24 protein-coding genes and 1 pseudogene are annotated in these 17,946 nt (G+C 37.7%); 7 read left to right on the top strand and 18 right to left on the bottom strand.

Going from position 1 to position 17,946, the window contains the following annotated elements:
• Window positions 1-137: 137 nt before the first annotated feature.
• On the bottom strand, window positions 138-305 hold the full coding sequence (locus AF333_RS33625; RefSeq protein ID WP_158502543.1) for a hypothetical protein: 168 nt from the start codon (window positions 303-305) through the stop codon (window positions 138-140).
• A gap of 151 nt (window positions 306-456) precedes the next feature.
• The gene (locus AF333_RS35080; RefSeq protein WP_235496401.1) at window positions 457-636 is read right to left on the bottom strand and encodes a hypothetical protein; all 180 of its coding nucleotides are present in this window, start codon (window positions 634-636) and stop codon (window positions 457-459) included.
• Window positions 637-889: 253 nt separating this feature from the next.
• Between AF333_RS35080 and AF333_RS12225 the strand changes: the two genes are divergently transcribed.
• On the top strand, window positions 890-1,342 hold the full coding sequence (locus tag AF333_RS12225; protein WP_043068861.1) for a GNAT family N-acetyltransferase: 453 nt from the start codon (window positions 890-892) through the stop codon (window positions 1,340-1,342).
• A gap of 994 nt (window positions 1,343-2,336) precedes the next feature.
• The gene (locus tag AF333_RS35075; RefSeq protein ID WP_235496399.1) at window positions 2,337-2,516 is read left to right on the top strand and encodes a hypothetical protein; all 180 of its coding nucleotides are present in this window, start codon (window positions 2,337-2,339) and stop codon (window positions 2,514-2,516) included.
• A 72-nt stretch (window positions 2,517-2,588) separates the two neighbouring features.
• Here the strand turns inward: AF333_RS35075 and AF333_RS12220 are convergent, their stop codons facing one another.
• Complete coding sequence (locus AF333_RS12220) at window positions 2,589-3,458, bottom strand: GNAT family N-acetyltransferase (RefSeq protein WP_043068860.1); 870 nt, start codon at window positions 3,456-3,458, stop codon at window positions 2,589-2,591.
• A gap of 150 nt (window positions 3,459-3,608) precedes the next feature.
• On the opposite strand from AF333_RS12220, the gene AF333_RS12215 reads away from it, so the two are divergent.
• Window positions 3,609-3,869, top strand: a complete 261-nt coding sequence (locus AF333_RS12215) for a hypothetical protein (protein ID WP_043068859.1) — start codon at window positions 3,609-3,611, stop codon at window positions 3,867-3,869.
• Window positions 3,870-4,081: 212 nt separating this feature from the next.
• Here the strand turns inward: AF333_RS12215 and AF333_RS12210 are convergent, their stop codons facing one another.
• Window positions 4,082-4,846: a GNAT family N-acetyltransferase gene (locus AF333_RS12210; RefSeq protein ID WP_043068858.1), complete on the bottom strand. Its 765-nt coding sequence runs from the start codon at window positions 4,844-4,846 to the stop codon at window positions 4,082-4,084.
• Between the two features lie 432 nt (window positions 4,847-5,278).
• Here AF333_RS12210 and AF333_RS31770 point away from each other — a divergent pair.
• Window positions 5,279-5,771, top strand: a pseudogene (locus AF333_RS31770) (cupin domain-containing protein).
• A 343-nt stretch (window positions 5,772-6,114) separates the two neighbouring features.
• Here AF333_RS31770 and AF333_RS12205 read toward each other — a convergent pair.
• The 5 genes from AF333_RS12205 to AF333_RS12190 all read right to left on the bottom strand — a co-directional run bounded on the left by AF333_RS12205 (window position 6,115) and on the right by AF333_RS12190 (window position 8,159).
• Window positions 6,115-6,399: a hypothetical protein gene (locus AF333_RS12205; RefSeq protein WP_043068857.1), complete on the bottom strand. Its 285-nt coding sequence runs from the start codon at window positions 6,397-6,399 to the stop codon at window positions 6,115-6,117.
• A 285-nt stretch (window positions 6,400-6,684) separates the two neighbouring features.
• Entirely contained in the window at window positions 6,685-7,086 is a 402-nt protein-coding gene (locus tag AF333_RS12200) for a GNAT family N-acetyltransferase (protein WP_052812402.1), read from the bottom strand.
• A gap of 8 nt (window positions 7,087-7,094) precedes the next feature.
• Window positions 7,095-7,253, bottom strand: a complete 159-nt coding sequence (locus AF333_RS33620; protein ID WP_158502542.1) for a hypothetical protein — start codon at window positions 7,251-7,253, stop codon at window positions 7,095-7,097.
• A 263-nt stretch (window positions 7,254-7,516) separates the two neighbouring features.
• Window positions 7,517-7,723, bottom strand: coding sequence for a hypothetical protein (locus AF333_RS32790; RefSeq protein ID WP_043069005.1), 207 nt, complete (start codon window positions 7,721-7,723; stop codon window positions 7,517-7,519).
• 190 nt (window positions 7,724-7,913) lie between these two features.
• Window positions 7,914-8,159: a hypothetical protein gene (locus tag AF333_RS12190; protein WP_043068856.1), complete on the bottom strand. Its 246-nt coding sequence runs from the start codon at window positions 8,157-8,159 to the stop codon at window positions 7,914-7,916.
• 396 nt (window positions 8,160-8,555) lie between these two features.
• Between AF333_RS12190 and AF333_RS12185 the strand changes: the two genes are divergently transcribed.
• Window positions 8,556-8,795 (top strand): DUF2651 family protein, encoded by a 240-nt coding sequence (locus AF333_RS12185; RefSeq protein WP_307723443.1) that lies wholly within the window; start codon window positions 8,556-8,558, stop codon window positions 8,793-8,795.
• Window positions 8,796-8,931: 136 nt separating this feature from the next.
• On the opposite strand, the gene AF333_RS12180 is transcribed toward AF333_RS12185, so the two are convergent.
• Window positions 8,932-10,626, bottom strand: a complete 1,695-nt coding sequence (locus tag AF333_RS12180; protein ID WP_043068854.1) for a YcdB/YcdC domain-containing protein — start codon at window positions 10,624-10,626, stop codon at window positions 8,932-8,934.
• A 477-nt stretch (window positions 10,627-11,103) separates the two neighbouring features.
• Between AF333_RS12180 and AF333_RS12175 the strand changes: the two genes are divergently transcribed.
• Window positions 11,104-11,310, top strand: coding sequence for a hypothetical protein (locus AF333_RS12175; protein ID WP_043068853.1), 207 nt, complete (start codon window positions 11,104-11,106; stop codon window positions 11,308-11,310).
• Between the two features lie 258 nt (window positions 11,311-11,568).
• Here AF333_RS12175 and AF333_RS12170 read toward each other — a convergent pair whose 3' ends face one another.
• A complete protein-coding gene (locus tag AF333_RS12170; protein WP_043068852.1) occupies window positions 11,569-12,702 on the bottom strand; it encodes a PepSY-associated TM helix domain-containing protein in 1,134 nt (377 codons plus the stop codon).
• Between the two features lie 101 nt (window positions 12,703-12,803).
• On the opposite strand from AF333_RS12170, the gene AF333_RS35070 reads away from it, so the two are divergent.
• Window positions 12,804-12,971: a hypothetical protein gene (locus tag AF333_RS35070; RefSeq protein ID WP_235496398.1), complete on the top strand. Its 168-nt coding sequence runs from the start codon at window positions 12,804-12,806 to the stop codon at window positions 12,969-12,971.
• A 677-nt stretch (window positions 12,972-13,648) separates the two neighbouring features.
• Here AF333_RS35070 and AF333_RS35065 read toward each other — a convergent pair.
• From AF333_RS35065 to AF333_RS12145, 7 genes are all read right to left on the bottom strand, one after another.
• On the bottom strand, window positions 13,649-13,828 hold the full coding sequence (locus tag AF333_RS35065; RefSeq protein ID WP_235496362.1) for a hypothetical protein: 180 nt from the start codon (window positions 13,826-13,828) through the stop codon (window positions 13,649-13,651).
• A 395-nt stretch (window positions 13,829-14,223) separates the two neighbouring features.
• Complete coding sequence (locus tag AF333_RS12165; RefSeq protein WP_043068851.1) at window positions 14,224-15,051, bottom strand: DUF6612 family protein; 828 nt, start codon at window positions 15,049-15,051, stop codon at window positions 14,224-14,226.
• Window positions 15,052-15,720: 669 nt separating this feature from the next.
• On the bottom strand, window positions 15,721-15,945 hold the full coding sequence (locus AF333_RS12160; protein ID WP_043068850.1) for a hypothetical protein: 225 nt from the start codon (window positions 15,943-15,945) through the stop codon (window positions 15,721-15,723).
• 284 nt (window positions 15,946-16,229) lie between these two features.
• The gene (locus tag AF333_RS32785) at window positions 16,230-16,535 is read right to left on the bottom strand and encodes an integrase core domain-containing protein (RefSeq protein WP_139188905.1); all 306 of its coding nucleotides are present in this window, start codon (window positions 16,533-16,535) and stop codon (window positions 16,230-16,232) included.
• Window positions 16,536-16,541: 6 nt separating this feature from the next.
• On the bottom strand, window positions 16,542-17,114 hold the full coding sequence (locus AF333_RS32780; RefSeq protein WP_161808214.1) for an IS3 family transposase: 573 nt from the start codon (window positions 17,112-17,114) through the stop codon (window positions 16,542-16,544).
• Window positions 17,036-17,380: a helix-turn-helix domain-containing protein gene (locus AF333_RS12150; RefSeq protein WP_053432689.1), complete on the bottom strand. Its 345-nt coding sequence runs from the start codon at window positions 17,378-17,380 to the stop codon at window positions 17,036-17,038. Before AF333_RS12150 ends, AF333_RS32780 begins: the two co-directional genes overlap by 79 nt.
• 296 nt (window positions 17,381-17,676) lie before the next feature.
• Window positions 17,677-17,946, bottom strand: coding sequence for a hypothetical protein (locus AF333_RS12145; RefSeq protein ID WP_043068848.1), 270 nt, complete (start codon window positions 17,944-17,946; stop codon window positions 17,677-17,679).

The raw sequence follows: 17,946 nt of genomic DNA, 5'->3' as shown, positions 1-17,946 counted from the left end.
TATTACCTAACACAGTAATATATACGGAAGCAAGAATTAAAAAGTTGCCTTACTTATCGCTTTTACCGTACAACATCACATTAAAAAGCAAACACCCACCACTCTAAGCCGATGGGTGTTCTTCTATATTTACACAACTAAACATCCTCTTCTGTTAGCTTCATATCAGGATGTTCCAATGTATCCGCTGTTTTTTTAATAGGCTCTCGTTTTATTAACTCTTTCATAATTTTAAATCCCTCATGTTCATATTTAGCAGCCAATTTTTCAAGTTCTTCTTTTGACATTTCTGCATAATCTGCCATCAAATACTCACCTCTTACTTATAGGGTACCCAAAATTTCACTTACTCAAAAAACATTATTGTTCGAACTACGGAGTCTATATGCATAAAAAGTTAAAAATCCCCAAGGTATTTCCTTAGAGGATTCGACTGACTTCCCTAATCTATATAAATTACACTTGATATTTTGACATGGTAGCGTGGTTGGAAGGAGGCGATTCAGAAAAAGAAGAGGTTGGATGTGCCCTGCACTCCAGCAGAAGAAAGGCAAACGTGTCTTTTTCCGACCGCTCCCGCCCATCGCCCTTCCTTCTTTTCTTACCTCCCACCATAAACATTTGTCGATGTATCAAATCAGATGTATATAATATCAATATACCAAAGGCCCTACCACCCAATAAAAGGTAGCGGGGCCTACTTTATGAATGAACCTTCTACTTCACAAAACTGTATTAGCGTATATTTTATTAGTTTTTGACTTACATACTAATCAATTTTGACTTATTTTATATTTTTTGTTATTTCTTCCTTCCATTTAAACTGGCGCGAAATTTGCTTGAATAATATACAAGTACAAAAATTTTAATTATACAGGAGGAAAAACACATGTCAGAAATTAAAATTCGTAATGCGCAGCTAACGGATATCTCTGAATTAACTTCTTTAATCTATGGGTATCTTGAATTTTACAAGCGACCGATTCCACCTAAAGAAAAGATAGAAGAAATGATTACTTACCTCATAAATCATCCAGAAGAGGGGTTTCAATTAGTTGCTGAGGAAAACGGAGGTTTAATTGGATTTACGACGGTAAATGCGATTTGGAGTACAACACGTATGCAGAAAATAGCCCTTCTTAATGATTTATTTATAGATCCGGAACGTAGAAAAAAAGGGGCCGGGGAAACATTACTAACATCAACAATCCAACTAGCAAAAGAAAAAGGATATCCACTAGTTCGACTATTAACGGCAGCCGATAACGTGATTGCACAATCACTATACGATAAAACAGGAGGAAATGCCCCTGGTTGGAAGGTATATGATTATCAATTATAAACGTTATGTTTAATAATCTACATTAGGATAAACCTGTCAACTTGGATAGTGGAGAACATTCATAGAGGTATGTAATTGCCCTAACAATACAAACAAAGCCCTTCTGCCAGGTTAGGCAGAAGGGCAGATTGCTCCCCATGAAGCTGTTGCACTACACGCTACAGCATATGCAATGATGACCAAAAGAATAAAAAGAACAAGAATAATCTCAATTTCCTCCCATATACAATGGATTGAACTACATTTCATATATGTAGATGGGTAGGGACAAGTGTTTGTTTCACTTATTTTTGGATTTATGTCCGATAATCATCATTTCGTAAATCGTTTAACTATCTTCCAAAATAGCTTGAAGGAGCCGTTTATTCGATTCCAAAGAAAAAGCCCTCAGGATTTCTCCTAAGGGCCATCGTTGATGATTACCGAGTAGCTGTTATGATATTAGATTCCCCTTCATATTCTCCACCAATAATAACAAGCTTAAATTGATACGTTTGTCCACTTGTTAATTTTCCAATGCGTATCATATTTTTAGGAACGCCATTAACAGTAAATACCCAAATATCGAAAATTGTTGGGGCTTGCCATGTTGCTCCCCCATCTACAGATAATTGAGGTTTTACCTCTGTAGCTCCCTGAGGTATCGTGAAGGAGAAATCTAGAGCATTACCATACTCTGGACTACCAAAAGAACCATGGAGAGCAAAATCATTGATTTTCTTTACGCCATTCTCGACTTATACCCTTATCTATTTGTGGGCTTTCGTTCGAGCCTACACCGTGCGGGCCACTTTCATGGCACACGGCGTTCCATCAACAAGAAAAAAATTTTTGTTTCTTTTTACAACGGGCACCCTTAATGTACTGTATTTGACTTTCAAGCGATATACCTACTTCGTGGTATTTTGAGTATAAAGGCTCCCAAAGCAAAAACACCTTTCCATATATAGGAGGATGCTTATTCTGCAAAAACTGCTATTTATATACATCTGATTTGATACATCGACAAATTCTTGTGGTGAGAGGGAAGACAAGAAGGAAGGGCGGTGGGTGGGAGCGGTTGGAAAAAGACACGTTTGCCTGTCTTCTGCTGGAGTGCAGGGTACATCCAACCTCTTCTTTTTCTGAATCGCCTTCTTCCAACCACACTCCCCTGTCAAAATATCAAGTGTAGTTTATATAGACATGTTCACTTCCGTTATCCCATTTCGAGTAAGAGATTTATACTTACACGACACGAACAGTTTTATGTGAGTTCTGCACGCATCCAATGAAACAATGGGCCCTGCTGAAATCCGGAGCGAATGGCGAGTTTTTGCATCGCATCGTTATCTGGCTCAGTCCACAGCATAAACCGATGGATACCGTGCTTACGTAGTTCAGTTTGAGCAATTGAAAGGATAGCCTGTCCCAATCGTTTTCCACGAAACGCTTCTTCAATCTCGATATATTCAATATCAGCTATGCCCGCTTCGACAAGCGATACGGATCGGGTGCCAGGCAACCATATAGCTATTTCGCCAATCTGATTCTTGCCGTCATACAAATAGAGATCATATTCCCGCTCCTTATCCGAGTAACGGCTCTTGTAAGAAATATCACCTGGAAGAGCGACCTCAGAAATGCCTTCAGCCCAGAACGATTGCCATTTCTCTATAGCGGTAAAACCGCCGGCTGTTATAGTATGCAGCAAATGGGGCCACACATCTCCAATACCTTCCCATCCGACACCAAAAGGCTGTTTCACTGTCTCGATTACATCGTATCCTTCATGGGCTGCAGCATTTTTTAACTGTTCCACAAACAGTTGCAATTCATCACCTGCTGAGGACTTGCCGACAATCCATGGTAGCCAGGCCGTTCGATCTTGTACTGGAAAAAGGAGCTGCGCCGCAGCGACCGGAACTTCGTTCTCCACACCCACAAAGATAGCTTGACGGAATTCTACTGACTCTAAATGCAAGTCAACAAGATGTAACGGATTTTGTAGAATAGTAGCGATTTCATCATTTGATGGTACAAGATAAGGTGGAATGTCTTTCAAATGAGCTTGAATCAAATCATATATAGGTTGCCTATAGGGCGATTGAAGATTTTGAAACTGTCGGAACTCCATAATACAAGTCTGCCTCCCTTTTATTGTCTTCATAGCTTATCCATACGAATATGAGGACTTTTTGTTTCATATTAGAATAATATCAGCGAAACTGATACCACCCGTAAAGTATAAAAAAGTAAAATCTAGCATATAAAACATGGAGGACGTATGAATAAAAACAACAAAAGTAACGAAAACAGTGAAAACAGAGGTGACATTTTACAGTTAATCGGACAATTCTTGGCTACAGTGGGTGATTCTCTTCAATTGATAGGCCAATCTGTTTCAATAAAAGAAGAACTTATACAACAAGGTCAACAAGCAAAAGATCAGCAACAAATACAAGAGCAACTTAATAGTATACAAGCACAACTTAATCAGGTACAAAAAGAGCTAAAACAATTAAAAAAGCAAGTTAACAAACCATAATGATTTAGCCACTCTTTCCCCTCATTTATTTATGAAAACAAACAAAAAAAAGACTTTCCTCAATGGCTAGTCTTTGTTAATCACCTTATTTGACAAGAGAAGAAGATTCCGTTTATCTAGGGAGAAGGAAAGCATTTATCAACTTTGGCCAACCCTTAACATAATGCTCTTGGAAATTCCATGAAATTGGCTCAATTAATAAAAAAAGAACATTACTCTTCTTCTAATAGCTTTGTTAATAATTTTTCAAATTTGTTTGAACTCATCATTTCGTGTGTAATAAACTCTCCGTCATAGAACAAACCAAAAGTGGTCCAAATAGTAGGGGCACTTTGTGCTTCTTCTTTCGTTATTAACTTATGAGCCTTAAAGATGACCCCCTTATTTTCTGCCATTTTTCCTAATTCTTCCAAAATACCAACAGCAAAAGGACATTGAGCTGTATAATAAATTGCTATGCCTTTTTCCTTAACTGAAGAATTTTTCATCTTTTTTTTAAATGAAGGTACAGCAGATCGGTCATTCCACTTTAATGCAACTAATTGAAAATAAGGTTCTGCCTCATCTACTAACTCAAATCCCATATGTTCAAAGAAACGTTTATCACTTAAATAAGGATACTTTTTCTTCCCGACAATATGTACAATCCCATCCATCCCACGAGCCATCGCATCTTCCTTGCAATTATCTAACAATTGTTTTGCATATCCCTTATTTTTATATCTTCCAGAAACCCATATACAATTAATATACATATAATTAGGTGCTTGAATAGGAACCCATGCCATCTCAGCAGGTAAATATTCAATAAATACTTTTGCACGTTCATTTAAGCGATAAAATACTAATCCTTCGTCCATTCGCTCCGTCAACCATCTCTTCTTCTCGTTTACTGCCTGCTCATATTGTTTTGCACCCAAAGCACAACATATGTGCTCATTTTCGATGTTATTTTTTATTACTTGAATGTATCCCAATTTTCCTTCACCTTTTCTATGAGGATTAAGTAAGCAGAAATGTTCGTTCACACTAATTTTCATTATAGATCGTATTTCAACTTTTTTTAAACATTCCATTGTAAATTAAATGACGTTATTTGTAATTAAATATCTTTAAGGAAGAAATATTGTAAAGGAAAATATTGAGTTTACAGTTGCATGTTATCGGACTTGACTAGCAACAAAAAAATGCTCCCCAGTGCAATTTGTAGGATAAGTTTTATTTATAGGCACAGCTAACACGTCTACATCATAAGTTGCTACAATAAAGGATTCTTCCCGTAGTAATCTAAAACAAGAGGAGCATGTTCCATGAAAAAACCACCTTGAAATCAAGTATCATACGGATATGTGCCGCAGCCGATAAGGAGTGATGGCGCTGGTGCAACCGATCCCGGCCCCCGTGATATTATGCGAGATCTTGAAAACCCTGACATGCTCGTTCCACCTGTCACGGATTCCGGTTTGGTTCCAAATCTAAAATTTTCGTTCTCGGACACCAGCATGACATTAAATCACGGGGGATGGTCCCGAGAGATCACCGTGAGGGAGCTGCCGATTGCAACTACTCTCGCGGGGGTAAATATACGTTTAACGCCTGACGGTATTTGCAGGAAACGGTGTAGCCCGTACATTTGATTACAGAGCCGGTGATGTTGGCTATGTTCCCTTTGCTTTTGGGCACTATGTTCAAAATACCGGTAACGAAACATTGTGGTATTTGGAAATATTCAAAAGTGACCGCTTTGCTGACGTGTCGTTAAATCAATGGATGGCGCTTACCCCTCACGATCTTGTTCGAGATAATTTAAACGTTGGACCAGAATTGCTAGATGCGCTACGTAAGGAAAAATGGCCTGTCGTAAAATATCCGGGATTTTCCTACTACCCAAGAAACGGGTAGATAAACTTGCAGCTGCTTAAAGAGCATGGAAACAGATAATATTTAAGATACTGATGTTTAGGCGCAAATTCCCTAAGGAATTCTTTCAACAGATAGATGTAACCTATAGGCTTGGAATTACAGACTGCTTAAATAGATAATAGAACACAACATTTTTACAACTGCAAATGCCGGTAATCATTAACATATAGGATACTGGCATTTTTTTATCAAACCGAGCTTAGGCTTAGCATATGAAAACCGCTTTTTGATGCTATTTTCTATATACATCTGATTTGATAAATCAACAAGTTTTTATGGTGGGAGGTAAGAAAAAGTGACTATACCTAGCTTTAAATTACAATTAACGCATGTTACCTATAATCGAACTTCTACTATCCTGCATTTTTTTAAGAAAATTCGTCATTACATCAAATGCTTCGTTACGCTTATTTGAAAGATTTTGATTTTTCAATTGAGAATCTAACAGTTGGGATCGTTGCGATTGAACAAGCTGTAGAGCTGTCTCTATATCCATATTACTTAAATCAACTCTATTTAAACTGCTAATATTCGCAGCTGATACAGCTCCGGCGCCAGAAAACGCCATGGTTGCAATTATAAATCCACCGATAAGTTTCTTTTTCATCATTAGCAACTCCTTTTATATCATTCTGTTATATTCATCAAGATTCAAGTACGACTATAAAAATTACAGGCGTTGTTCTTTGAAGCTTGATGAAATTATTTTAACAAGGTAAACAAGATAAAGCTGTTATTCAAACTACAAACCTGCAATTTTTCATATGCTCATTTACACAATAATAATTTTTACCGGTGTTGACAAAACAGGGTGTCCTCTTCATTTATCTTTTACCTTCTACATCATCACTCATCTCTAGGGCAAAATAAAAAGTCACTCGGTGTGAGCGACTCATTTTTGTTTTGTAAACCTTCCGTTTAGATATAGTTCTCTGTATTCATCTTCTAATATACTCATTAAAATTAAGTCATAATAACGGTGGTTATAGAATAGATAATCTCTTAAAACACCCTCTTTTTTAAATCCAAGTTTTTTATAAACATGGATTCCGTGTTCATTATGATTATAAACTCCAAGCTCAATTCTATGTAATTGAAGATTTCCAAAACCAAAATTTAACATTAGCTGCATAGCTTCCGTTCCATAGCCTTTATTAAAATACTGAGTGTCAAAAAGCGCAATTCGAATGTTAGCATTTCGATTACTGATTTCATTTAATACTACTTCTCCAACCGGTTCATCATCTTCATGACGCACAATGACAAAATCAATGCGGGTGTCATCCCCTGCCATGACTTTATCTACATATTGTTCAATTTTTTTCTCATAAATGGCTTGGTTGTTCCTGTAAATAAATTGGATTCTTCAATAAATGTAGCTCTATATAACATTTCTTTATCTTTTTCAGTTTTATAAGGTCTTAAATATACTTTTTTTCCTTCGATATATTTTATTGACACTGGCAGTGGTCTCCTAGAATATAAGTAATTTTAAAGTGAACTACTCTCCATTGAAATGGAGAGCTTTTGTTAGGCGGACATGATAACCTGATTGCGAAAGTCTTTCCGTTGGTTAGCGACTTTCGCATGCAATCTTGCCACGTTCTTTTTCTACCGCTCATAATGGTTAGAACTCTTGCTGATTCGGGAGAGTCGTCGTTTCTGTTTATAGAAAAATGGCACAAGAACGGAGTAAGGCTTTACAAAAGTCCAACGAGAACCTTTTAACTCACTCGCTTTTCACTTACTGGCCGCATTGCTAGCACATTCTCAACTGAGAAATATCGTGTCGATTTACGTTTAAAACAGTACGCTCGAATCTTTCCACCCTTCACTGATAACAATCGTATCTTCCGTTGACTTAACTCTCCGTTCTGATTTAGATATATAACTTCAACAGTACGGCCCAGATAGGTAAGAAAATTAAACATCTGAATCCCTCTTTTCAGTGAATGTTTCTGTCCACGCCGATAACGATAACGCTTGGAAGTGTAATTGGCTTCATGTCTCTTTATTTCCTTTTTGATAAAATCCAGAATCACCTTTTTTCTATTTGAAAGTTTCTTCATCCCTTTTCCCAAAACAAGAACGTATATTCTTATTATAGATTATACAGGAACATTAGTTCTTATTCCAGATGAACAAAAAATAATTTCCGAGTAAAAAATCCCAAGCAAACCAATTTCTTTTTTTCTCATCCTGGCACGGCGAAGCATTCCATCTGTCTTGTAGGATACGAATAATTTTGTTTGCATCATCCAGCCGCAATTGACACTCAATTGTGACGGCCATATTTGCTACTTTGGAAATCGGCGATATAAACCGATTGAACAACTGATCACTCCCCAGTTCTTCTGTTCCAGCCAATACAACACCGAGCTCTTACCAGTTCCCGTTTGCCCTCAACCGGCGGTAGATTGCAGTATTTCGCCAATTCTTCATCCGATAGCTGATACGTAATAACCTTACCTGGACGCATAGCTGCATCATCTCTTTCTTCCTTGGGGACGACCGAGTGTTTGTTGAAGTAAAGCAAGGATTTACTATAAATGAAGAAAAATCGCTTGAAAACAGCTAAATATATGTATATAATTTTTGATTTTTGCAAGGTAAACGTTCAAAGAAAATATGTATGTGGTCAAAAATGTGGGCAGTGTGGTCAAATGAAAACTTAGTATAATCGCCGGGTCTTTTTACATAAAGCTCTTTTAGTAATCTTTGTTATTTCTGTATAATAATTAGTAATGCTTGATATAGAATGGGATGATGAGAAATATGGAATTTCTTTTGGTATTATTTATTTGTCCTATTATTGTTATTGTAGCTTCAATTATTGGAATCTTTTTGTTTAAAAAATGGTTTGTAATACCCTTATTAACATTCATTGTATTTACCATCTTAACTTTCACTATTTTCAATGAATCTTTCTTTATTTGGGTAGTAGTCTATACAATACTTTCTATTATTGTCAGTTTGATGATGAAATTTATTTGGACACTCTGAAATCTTCATATACATCTTTCCACATAATCGAACGCCTCCTTGAAGCGCCTTATACCAACCTTTAAACATTATGGTTAGAAAACAACCTTACATAAAAAAGCCTCGCCATCCATACGAACAGCGGGGCTTGATTGCTTTATTCGTCTTCTTCAATAGGTTCCTTAATATATTCGCCCGTTATAGCATCTACATAACCAAATCCGTCCGAGTGATCCCATGCATATATAAGAAACGGTGCTGGAGCTTGTTGATCTAAATACCATGGCCATATATATTTTAACTCCAGTGGTGTTTTATGCTTAATCAATGTTGCAAGTGCTTCCTCTTTTGTCACAATATTTCGCGAATCTGGGAGTTCTGTTTTTTCTGATGAGGCAGAAAGAGAGAAAGCAACAACCCTTCCTGTCTGTTTATCTATGTCTACTTGATAATTGTGATCTCGTACAGGAATTCCCTGATGGAGTTTGGTGAAATCAAATTGATATTTACCCTTCAGATCATCGGTCATTTCTGGTAATTTACTCTTATCTACCCATGACGGAATCTCTGGCTCTTCAAAGATCTCCTGCTGTAATTCCAATTCCGTTGTACTTGAATCGGCATATGTCTCCAAGAAATCACGGGCCACAGTAAATGCTTGTTCTTTTGTTATCCTTGCTGCTTGCTTTTTTTGCTCCTCATTTGCAAGTAAGCTGGCACTGTATACTTGCCCTGTTTTTTTATCCGTCCTCATATAAGCGGATACTTGACCATCTTCTGTGTAAAATTGATAGTACAAATAGGGGCTTTCTTTTTCCCATGGAAAATCGATAGGCTGATCAATACGTACCGTTCCTGTAGCACTATTAATATCAAATAACTTGGCAAGAAGCTGTTTTACTTCTTCCTCGGAACGTGCAACAAGCGTTTGTCCTTTCGGGTGAAGCACGGTTTTAGTTTCTGTTGGTTTTAGCCCAGTATTAAGTACTTTTTTACCCGTTTGCGCATGGATATATCCGGAGTTGTCTAGATCGTAGCGTAAGACTCGTTTTGTTTTTGTATCTTCTGAATCTTTCCTTGGTCGCTCTTTTACATAATTTAGGCTGATGCTATCTGCGGTGGTCATGTTCTTTATAACTTCTTCAATTGGTAATGCGGTATCCGGCTTTGGTATCTTAGTCGTATCTACATCGACGAGGTCATATGAATAGTTTGTAATATGACCAAATGAATCGACATCCAAGCGTACTCCTTTGTTCTCTATAGGTATACCGTTAAGAAGGAGCGGGAATTCCACTGAACGTGTGCGCCAGGATACTATCGATCCGTCTTCATTACGAACTGCAGAACTGGAATCGCTATATCTAGTCGACTTACCGAATTGCTTTCTGCCCTCTGTACCAAACCATTCCGTAAGGAAACGTTCAGCTGTATCCTGTGCTAGCTGACGAGAAGGCAATTTTTCGGATACCCATGCTGTAGCTTGTATATTAAACGAAAGTAAATCTCCAGTATTTCTATCGAATTCCAAATAAGCACTCATATCTTCTTTCTCGATTTCTTCTTCTGGTCTATCGCTAAGACCTACCAGAAAAAGCTGACTACCCTCCCGACTTCCGCTTGTAATAATATTCAATTTCTTCAATTCTGGCTGAAGAGTAAACAGCCTGTCCATCGTTTTTTGTATAGCAGGTGGAATTGGAGTTAATGCTTCTGTTGTTTCTGTTACCTTGACTGTTTGTGTAGATGTGGCCTGAGTAGCTCCTGATTCCACTTCTTCAGCTAACACGGATGGAGTAAGTATAAGTGAAGATGAAAGGAATAGAGCGGTTAATGGTAGTGTACGCTTCATTAAAAATCCTCCTTTTCTGGATAATAATACAAACTAATCATCATGATAGGAGGAAAAAAATGAAAAATCAACTCTTTTGTTGTTAATTACATCCATTTCAATAAAGAAATATGTTTTTTATCTCAAATTATCTTAGTAGCCAAAAAAGCCCCACCATCCATACGGACAGCGGGGGTTACTTGTCAGCTTTGTATTTTAACTTACTCGCTTTTCATTTACTGGTCGCATGGCTAGCACATTCTTAACAGAGAAATACCTTGTTGCTCTCCGTTTGAAGTAGTGCTCGAACCCTTCCATCTTTCACCGACAACAAACGTATCTTTCGTGTCCATTCTTTAGAAGTTTGTTTTTGAAGCAGCATGTACCTACTAAAAATATACTTCTTTGAAATGCTATGTCCGGTAACTTGATTTATAGAAACTCTACTCAAGTTATTTCGTTTAAAATATAGAATTCATAAACAAAGGAGAGGGAATAATGGACATTTCTAATTTAGAAGGGAAAGAAGTTAGAGTAAGAGTAAACATAGATGTACATACTACATCTTCAAGCCTTGAAGATAGAAGCGCTAATTACTATGGTATTTATAAGGGGCACGATAATGTTTTTGTTTGTATTAAAGTAGATGAAGAGGAGATGTACTTTCCCATTTTTAACATCGTTTATATCAAAGAAGTAAAATAACAATACAGGCTGTTGAGAAAGTCCCTTTCGAAAGATCTCGACCCAATTTTAACGATTTTAGAGGATTCAAAAATGTATTCCTTTGCTTCTAAAAGCCCGTACAGGCGAATCTGGGAGGTCAAATTGTTAAGTGTAGACCCCCCATTTTCAAAAATAGGCGGTCTACACTCTGAGGCTGCTTCGGCAGCCATTTTTTATTGAACTATTTTTGAATAGTATTATCCCTCATAAAAAACCTGAGGTCTCGAAATGAGAGAATTAAGCTACAGAACGAACTTGACGTTTGGCGGATTCTTTTTTCTTGCGCGATTTATATAGCCACATATATGTACCGGTTGCCATTAATAATGTTGGCATAAGTCCACCAATCACATATAAAACTTTTGTGAATGCTCCGCCAAATAGACCGGTATGAAGCGGGAAGAGCCACGTTTGATAGGTCAAACGCGGGTTAATGGTCGCATCATATTTCTCTATCACTTTGCCGCTGTAGCTATCAAGCCACACTCTGACATTACCGGCACCGCGCTGCGAAGGATCGTAACCGTGAGACATGCGTAGTTCCACTGCTCCTTCTTTTTTCCCCGCTTTAGGCTTGGCTGGCATTCTTATTTGTGTAACCGTTCCATCAGGAATTTCTTTTTTTGCGATTTCTACAAGGCGATCAATCGGCATTTTTCCCTGTGGTAATGGTTGTGAGACTAACATTTCCTTTGGTGGAGCTATTTTTGCATTAGCTCCGAAAAAACCAAAAATTTCTTTATCAAATGTAAACAAAATCCCGGTTAATGAAACGACGAGTAGAAATGGAACGGAAAAAATACCAAAAACTTTATGTATATCATAGTTGGATACATACAAATTCTTTCCACGTCTAATTTTAAATCCTTGTACCCATTTTTTAATCCCCGGCCACCATAAGAAAATACCGGAAACAGTGATAAAGAATAGAAAGATTCCAATGATGGCTACAATTTCTTTACCATTATAATCTTTAAGCAATAACGTTTCATGCAAATCAAAAGTCCAGTTAAAGAAACTATGTTCATTTAATTCCCCGGATAGTTGCCCTGTACCCGGATCAATAAAAATTTCTTTTGTATGTTTGTTTTCCTTTATTCTAAATTTGTATACGCCCTGTGCAGCGGACGAATCTTCCATATAAATTCGCTGTACTTCAGCCTTCGGATGAGCAGAGAGGACTGTTTGATACGCTTGCTCATAAGATATTTTCTTGCCAGGTGTTACCTTATAATAGTCCGAATAAATAACCGGGCTAAGTTCATCCTGGAATACTAAGAGGCTGCCGGTAATTCCAATAACACAAATTAATAAACCGGCAATTAAACTTAACCATAGATGGAAAGCACGTAATACTTTTTTAACGTTCATTTCATAACTCCTTTAAACAAATGGCATTGATTATCGTTCTCATATATTAAGTGCAACTGATATTCATTGTCAATTAAAAAATTATTCTATATACTTCTGATTTGATAAATCAACAAATGTTTATGGTGGGAGGTAAGAAGGAAGGGCGTGGGTGGGGTCGGAAAAAGACATACTGGCCTTTCTCCTGCTGGAGCGCGGGCGCATCCACCCTCTTTTTTTCTGAATCGCCTACTTCCAACCACGCTACCCTGTCAAAATATCAAGTGTAATTTATATAGATGCCCTTATGCAGCTCTGCCGTAAAAAACAAAGGGGACGAACGCCGTACGCATCCTTCTTTTCTATCCATCTATGGATACCAAGGGTGTTGATTGTTCCGAGAGGAAAAGACCACCACNGGCCTTTCGTTTCCCAAGCGCATGCCCCGGTCAGGCGAAAGAGGACAGCAACTGTCTCCCTCTTCGCGTCTACCCAGATGTTTTGCTGTCCCGCCTGGCGGGGGTAAAAAGCGGCCCTCTATGCTTCCGTGCGGGAGACGAACCGACGCCCGTTTGGGGCACGGTGTGGTGATGATTCACTCTGGATCGTACTGGATAATCAACACCCTTGACTTTTTAATTTGTTCACCTATAAAAATAAATATAATTCTTAATGGTCGTACATTATTTCGTGATGTCGATTGTTGTCTATGAATTATTGTTTTTCTTCCGGCATTAGCTGCAGCTGTTAATGATACACAAAAACACAGCGCTACTTCTGAAGAAATAGAAGTAATAGCAAAAAATTAGAATACATTTTCACAAAGCTTGTTGTAAAAGATGAGCAGATTGGTAAGTATGTTGTTAATGAAGACAAATTGAAGAGCTCCTCGTATAACAATGAGGAAAAAGCAGGGGTTTTGGCAGGTGCACAACTTTTGAATGATGAGCCCCAACAACTATATAAATTACACTTGATAGTTTGACAGGGTAGCGTGGTTGGAAGTAGGTGATTCAGAAAAAGAAGAGGTTGGATGCGCCCTGCGCTCCAGCAGAAGAAAGGCAAACGTGCCTTTTTCCGACCGCTCCCGCCCACCGCCCTTCCTTCTTTTCTTACCTCCCACCACAAGAATTTGTCGATGTATCAAATCAGATGTATATACATTTTGTTTTTACATATATTTATGGAAAATTAAACTAGAAAGAAAACTTTCTGATTTTGAATTTTCAATGTATATTGTAACACAACTTGCATATATTCTTTGGGGAGTCAGCTTTATTTTTAAAATATGGGATTGAAATAAAGTCGCACGGTTTTAAAGAGAGTTATATCGTTTGTAAAAAAGATTGATTAAGCTACAGTCTATTTTTATTTGAACTTTATTATAATTTTTGGCTTTTATTGGGGATTATGTGACGGACTAGAACAGTAATCCTGTCATTAAGCCTAGTTTAAAATAAAAAAGACTGTAGACAAACTCGATGAAAATCAAGTTTGTCTACAGTACTGAAGGAATGGATGTATTTCCGTTCCTTGTTTTTATTATCCTGCTACTTTGTTCGGGTCTACTTCCTTCGCATTCTTCTTTACATCCTCCGGAATCGAAAGGTCTTTCAACTCGTTAAACTTGCTCGATGTGCTGTCCATTTTCATCTTTATTTTAGCCGTTTGGCCATTTTCTTCGATCGCCATGTTAAGATTTAATGAAACCTTTGTTGGATAAAAAGTCTTCTTATCAACCGTATATCCGAATGAAATTTCGTCGATTTTCATTTTGTCGAATTGCTGTTTTAACGCTTCCGCTTGCTTCGCTTCTAAGTTCTCTACCATCATTTCTTTTGCGAAATCTTTAACCGAATCCCCCTTGCCGGAGAATTTAATTTCATAATTGTCCTTATCCTCAGTTAATGAGAGGTCCTTTGCAAATTTTTTCATTTGTTCAATTTTTTTGCTAGGATTCATGTTTTCGGTCGCCTTTATTAACTCGGCCGTACCATCATTTTTCATCTTAATCCATTGATTTTGTGAATTTACATATGTTTCGTCTTTCGTTACATACATTTCAAGGTTTACTGGTGTTCCATTATTTTCAGTATCCATTTTTTGATGAACAAGTAATGGATCTAATTGTATTTGTGATGTAATGTTAGATGGCATTTTCATCGTTTGCCCATTAGATTCCATTTCCATGTCCATTTTTGCGGTCATTTCATAGTTTTTCAGTTTCTCTGATGCTTTTCCAACTTCAGAAAGGACTTGTTCGGCGTTTAACTTATCTTTCCCAGCCGTGGTTTGGTCGCCTTTCTGACCGCACCCGGACAAGATTAACCCGATTGAAAGTACCCCCGCTATAACTACCTTTTTTAACATTTGCTTACCTCCACTTTATTTTACTCAACTTACTTACGATATCACGAAAACCGAAAAAAAAATAGTAAATTTTTAAAAGTTTTTCTAATTACGTCACATAATGGGATATATTTTTTTCTATTTGTAGATTAAAAAGGAGCCCATAGATTCCCAAACATAAATAATAATGGTGATAGATGCAAATAGCACTGAAATTTCTCCATACAAAAAACCCGAATAACGGACTTTTTTTAAGTGTCTATTATTCGGGTTACAGTTCATTTTTTCAAAATGGATTCTTTTTATTTATCGTAAAATACTGGTTGTATGAGATGTTTTTGAGCAAACTTTATTTTAAAGCAACAGGAGTACCCTTTTTAACCTGTAGAAAATAAAAAATCCCCTGCTCATTCCATATTGAGAACGAACAAGGGATTATACCTTATAACCTACGTACATCAAATCACCTCTCTATTTATTTGGCCATTTACATTTGTGAAAAATCGAGGGATATGAACAATATTACTTTCAAAACTTAGTATTGATACGTAAGTCAGCGCCATCTTTCTGCTACTATCTTATAAGTTATTCCAAATTTTTTCATAAGCTAATCGAGCAGCTTTATTTTCATTTTCAAACCACTTAACTACAGATTTAAATAACTTTAACATTTTACATTACCTCCACTGGTTATTTAGTATTAGCTTTTATATGCTCTGCCCATGCCTGAGCAGCGTTTATTCTTGCTTCAAAGACATTACTATGTTTTTTCTCTGCTGATTTTTCTATTGATGGTGTCACCATAATATCTGCCACTTTAGGCACTAATGCGATTACGCTCCATAAAATAGAAATAAAGAGTAGTGCCTGTAGGATCCCTTTCGTTTCTGGTTTCCTAACTTGAACTACATTCATTTTTGTATTACCTCCGTATATGTACTGTACCTTTATTATCGCTTTTCTGATGCCTTTCTACAAAGTCGATATACCCTCATGAAAGCGACAATCATTGATAATAAAAGAGAATGAAAACGAATGTCATAGCATTTAATCTCATGATTTCGCCGTTTTTCTCCTCGTTGCTCATTTGTTTCTTTTTAGAATAAATAGATGTGCTTGAACAGGTCGGGAAAAACTTATAAAAAAGCCCTACCAGCCCAATGATCAAGCCCCCATTTAGTAGACATTGAGAAAAACACCTAGGCTGCAAACTGGCGCCAGTACTCTACCGGCGTCAGTTTATTTAATTTACGCTGTGGTCGTCTTCGGTTATAAAATCGTATGTATTTTTCGATTCGGCTTTGTGCCTCTGCCAAACTTCGGATATGATAAGGGTAGAGCCCTTCCGTTTTAAGATGGGAGAAGAAGCTCTCCATAGAGGTGTTGTCCAGGCAATTGCCCCGACGAGACATGCTGATTTGGGCGCCAACCTTTGGCAGCATGTCGTGGTAAGCATGAGACGTGTACTGGAACCCCTGGTCGCTGTGAACGACTAGCCCAGTCACGTCTTTTTACTTGGCAAAGGCCTTTGTAAATGTCTGCAGAACAAGTTCATTGTCATTACGTTCACTGAGTTGATACGCTATAATCTCATTGTTAAATAAGTCTTTCACGGCCGAAAGATACAACCAGCGTTCGCCTACCTGGTATTGGGTCACATCTGTCACCCATTTCTGGTTTGGCTTATCTGCTGTAAAGTCTCGCTTAAGCAGATTCTCAGCCACACGCTCCGCAACCTTATCCTTCATGTTAAACCGACGTTTCCGTCGAATGCTGGCTTGAAGGCCGAGCTTTTGCATGAGACGCAGTACCTTCTTGTGATTCATCCATACGCCGTCATCTTGCCACAAGAACAGTTGGAGCTGCCGGTAGCCATATTTTCCTTCGTAGCGATGGTACACCTTGCGAATGAGTCGCACGGCCTCGACATCCCTATCGTTCTTCTTTCGCTTCAAGTATACGTAGTAACCACTTCTAGAAACACCAGGAAGCTGGCACAGTTGTGCTACTTGGCCTGGATTCGCTGCTTGTTCGATAAGCTTGAATCGCTCTTTCTTACCTCCCGCATCCAGATTTTCAAACACTTTTTTAGCATCGCATTCTCCCGCTTCAACTGCTGAACATACCGTTCCTGATCTAAATATTCCTTTCGCCTTCCTCGTTGATCCAGCAAACCAAATTCACCCTGTTCACGGTATTTGCGCATCCAACGTTTCATCCGATCTTTATCTTGTATTCCTACGTGATCGTTAATCTGCCGATACGTCCATTTTTCCTCTACGTGCAGACGGATAGCCTCCAACTTCAGTTCTTCCGAATAAGTCTTAAACTTTTGACCTTTAATCGCCATTAAAAATACACCCCTTAGCATTCATCGGTTAAACCAAGGGGTTTTTCCAATGTCTATTCTAAGGGGTGCACACTACAATTTAATGCGAAGAAATTAGGCTTTTTTCATTGCTCCATTAAAGCGCCCTTTAGTGGAAAATGGGTGCAATAATCAGCATTGGTACTGAACAGAAAATCAGAAAAACACTGTTAGTCTCTTATATTGGCTTACTGCTATTTCTAATCCTATAGATTAGGCACAAAATGACCAAAAAGACGAAGCTGTTTCCATTAAAAAATGTGATTTAGAAGTTTTATTTAAAGTTTTACTTCTACCTCAGTTCCATCCTTCAATTTCGCTTCAACAAGGATAACTCCACTGTGCTTAGAAAATCCCTGCAGCAACGGCTTCAAATCTTTTCTTTCAATTTCCGGGAAGATGAATTTGCTGCCATCCTTTTCAATTGCTTTATTTATTAAGCGATTAATCCTTTTTGATGTAATAATCAAACTAACCAAATTTAAAACCGTATAGGGAACGGGAATGGAGAATCGTTTATCCTTTACTTTCACCTTGACTTTTAACAT

This window comes from Aneurinibacillus migulanus (assembly GCF_001274715.1).
GTDB lineage: Bacteria > Bacillota > Bacilli > Aneurinibacillales > Aneurinibacillaceae > Aneurinibacillus > Aneurinibacillus migulanus.
Note: the sequence above shows the minus strand (reverse complement) of the source record. Positions and strands in the feature narration are given on the sequence as shown.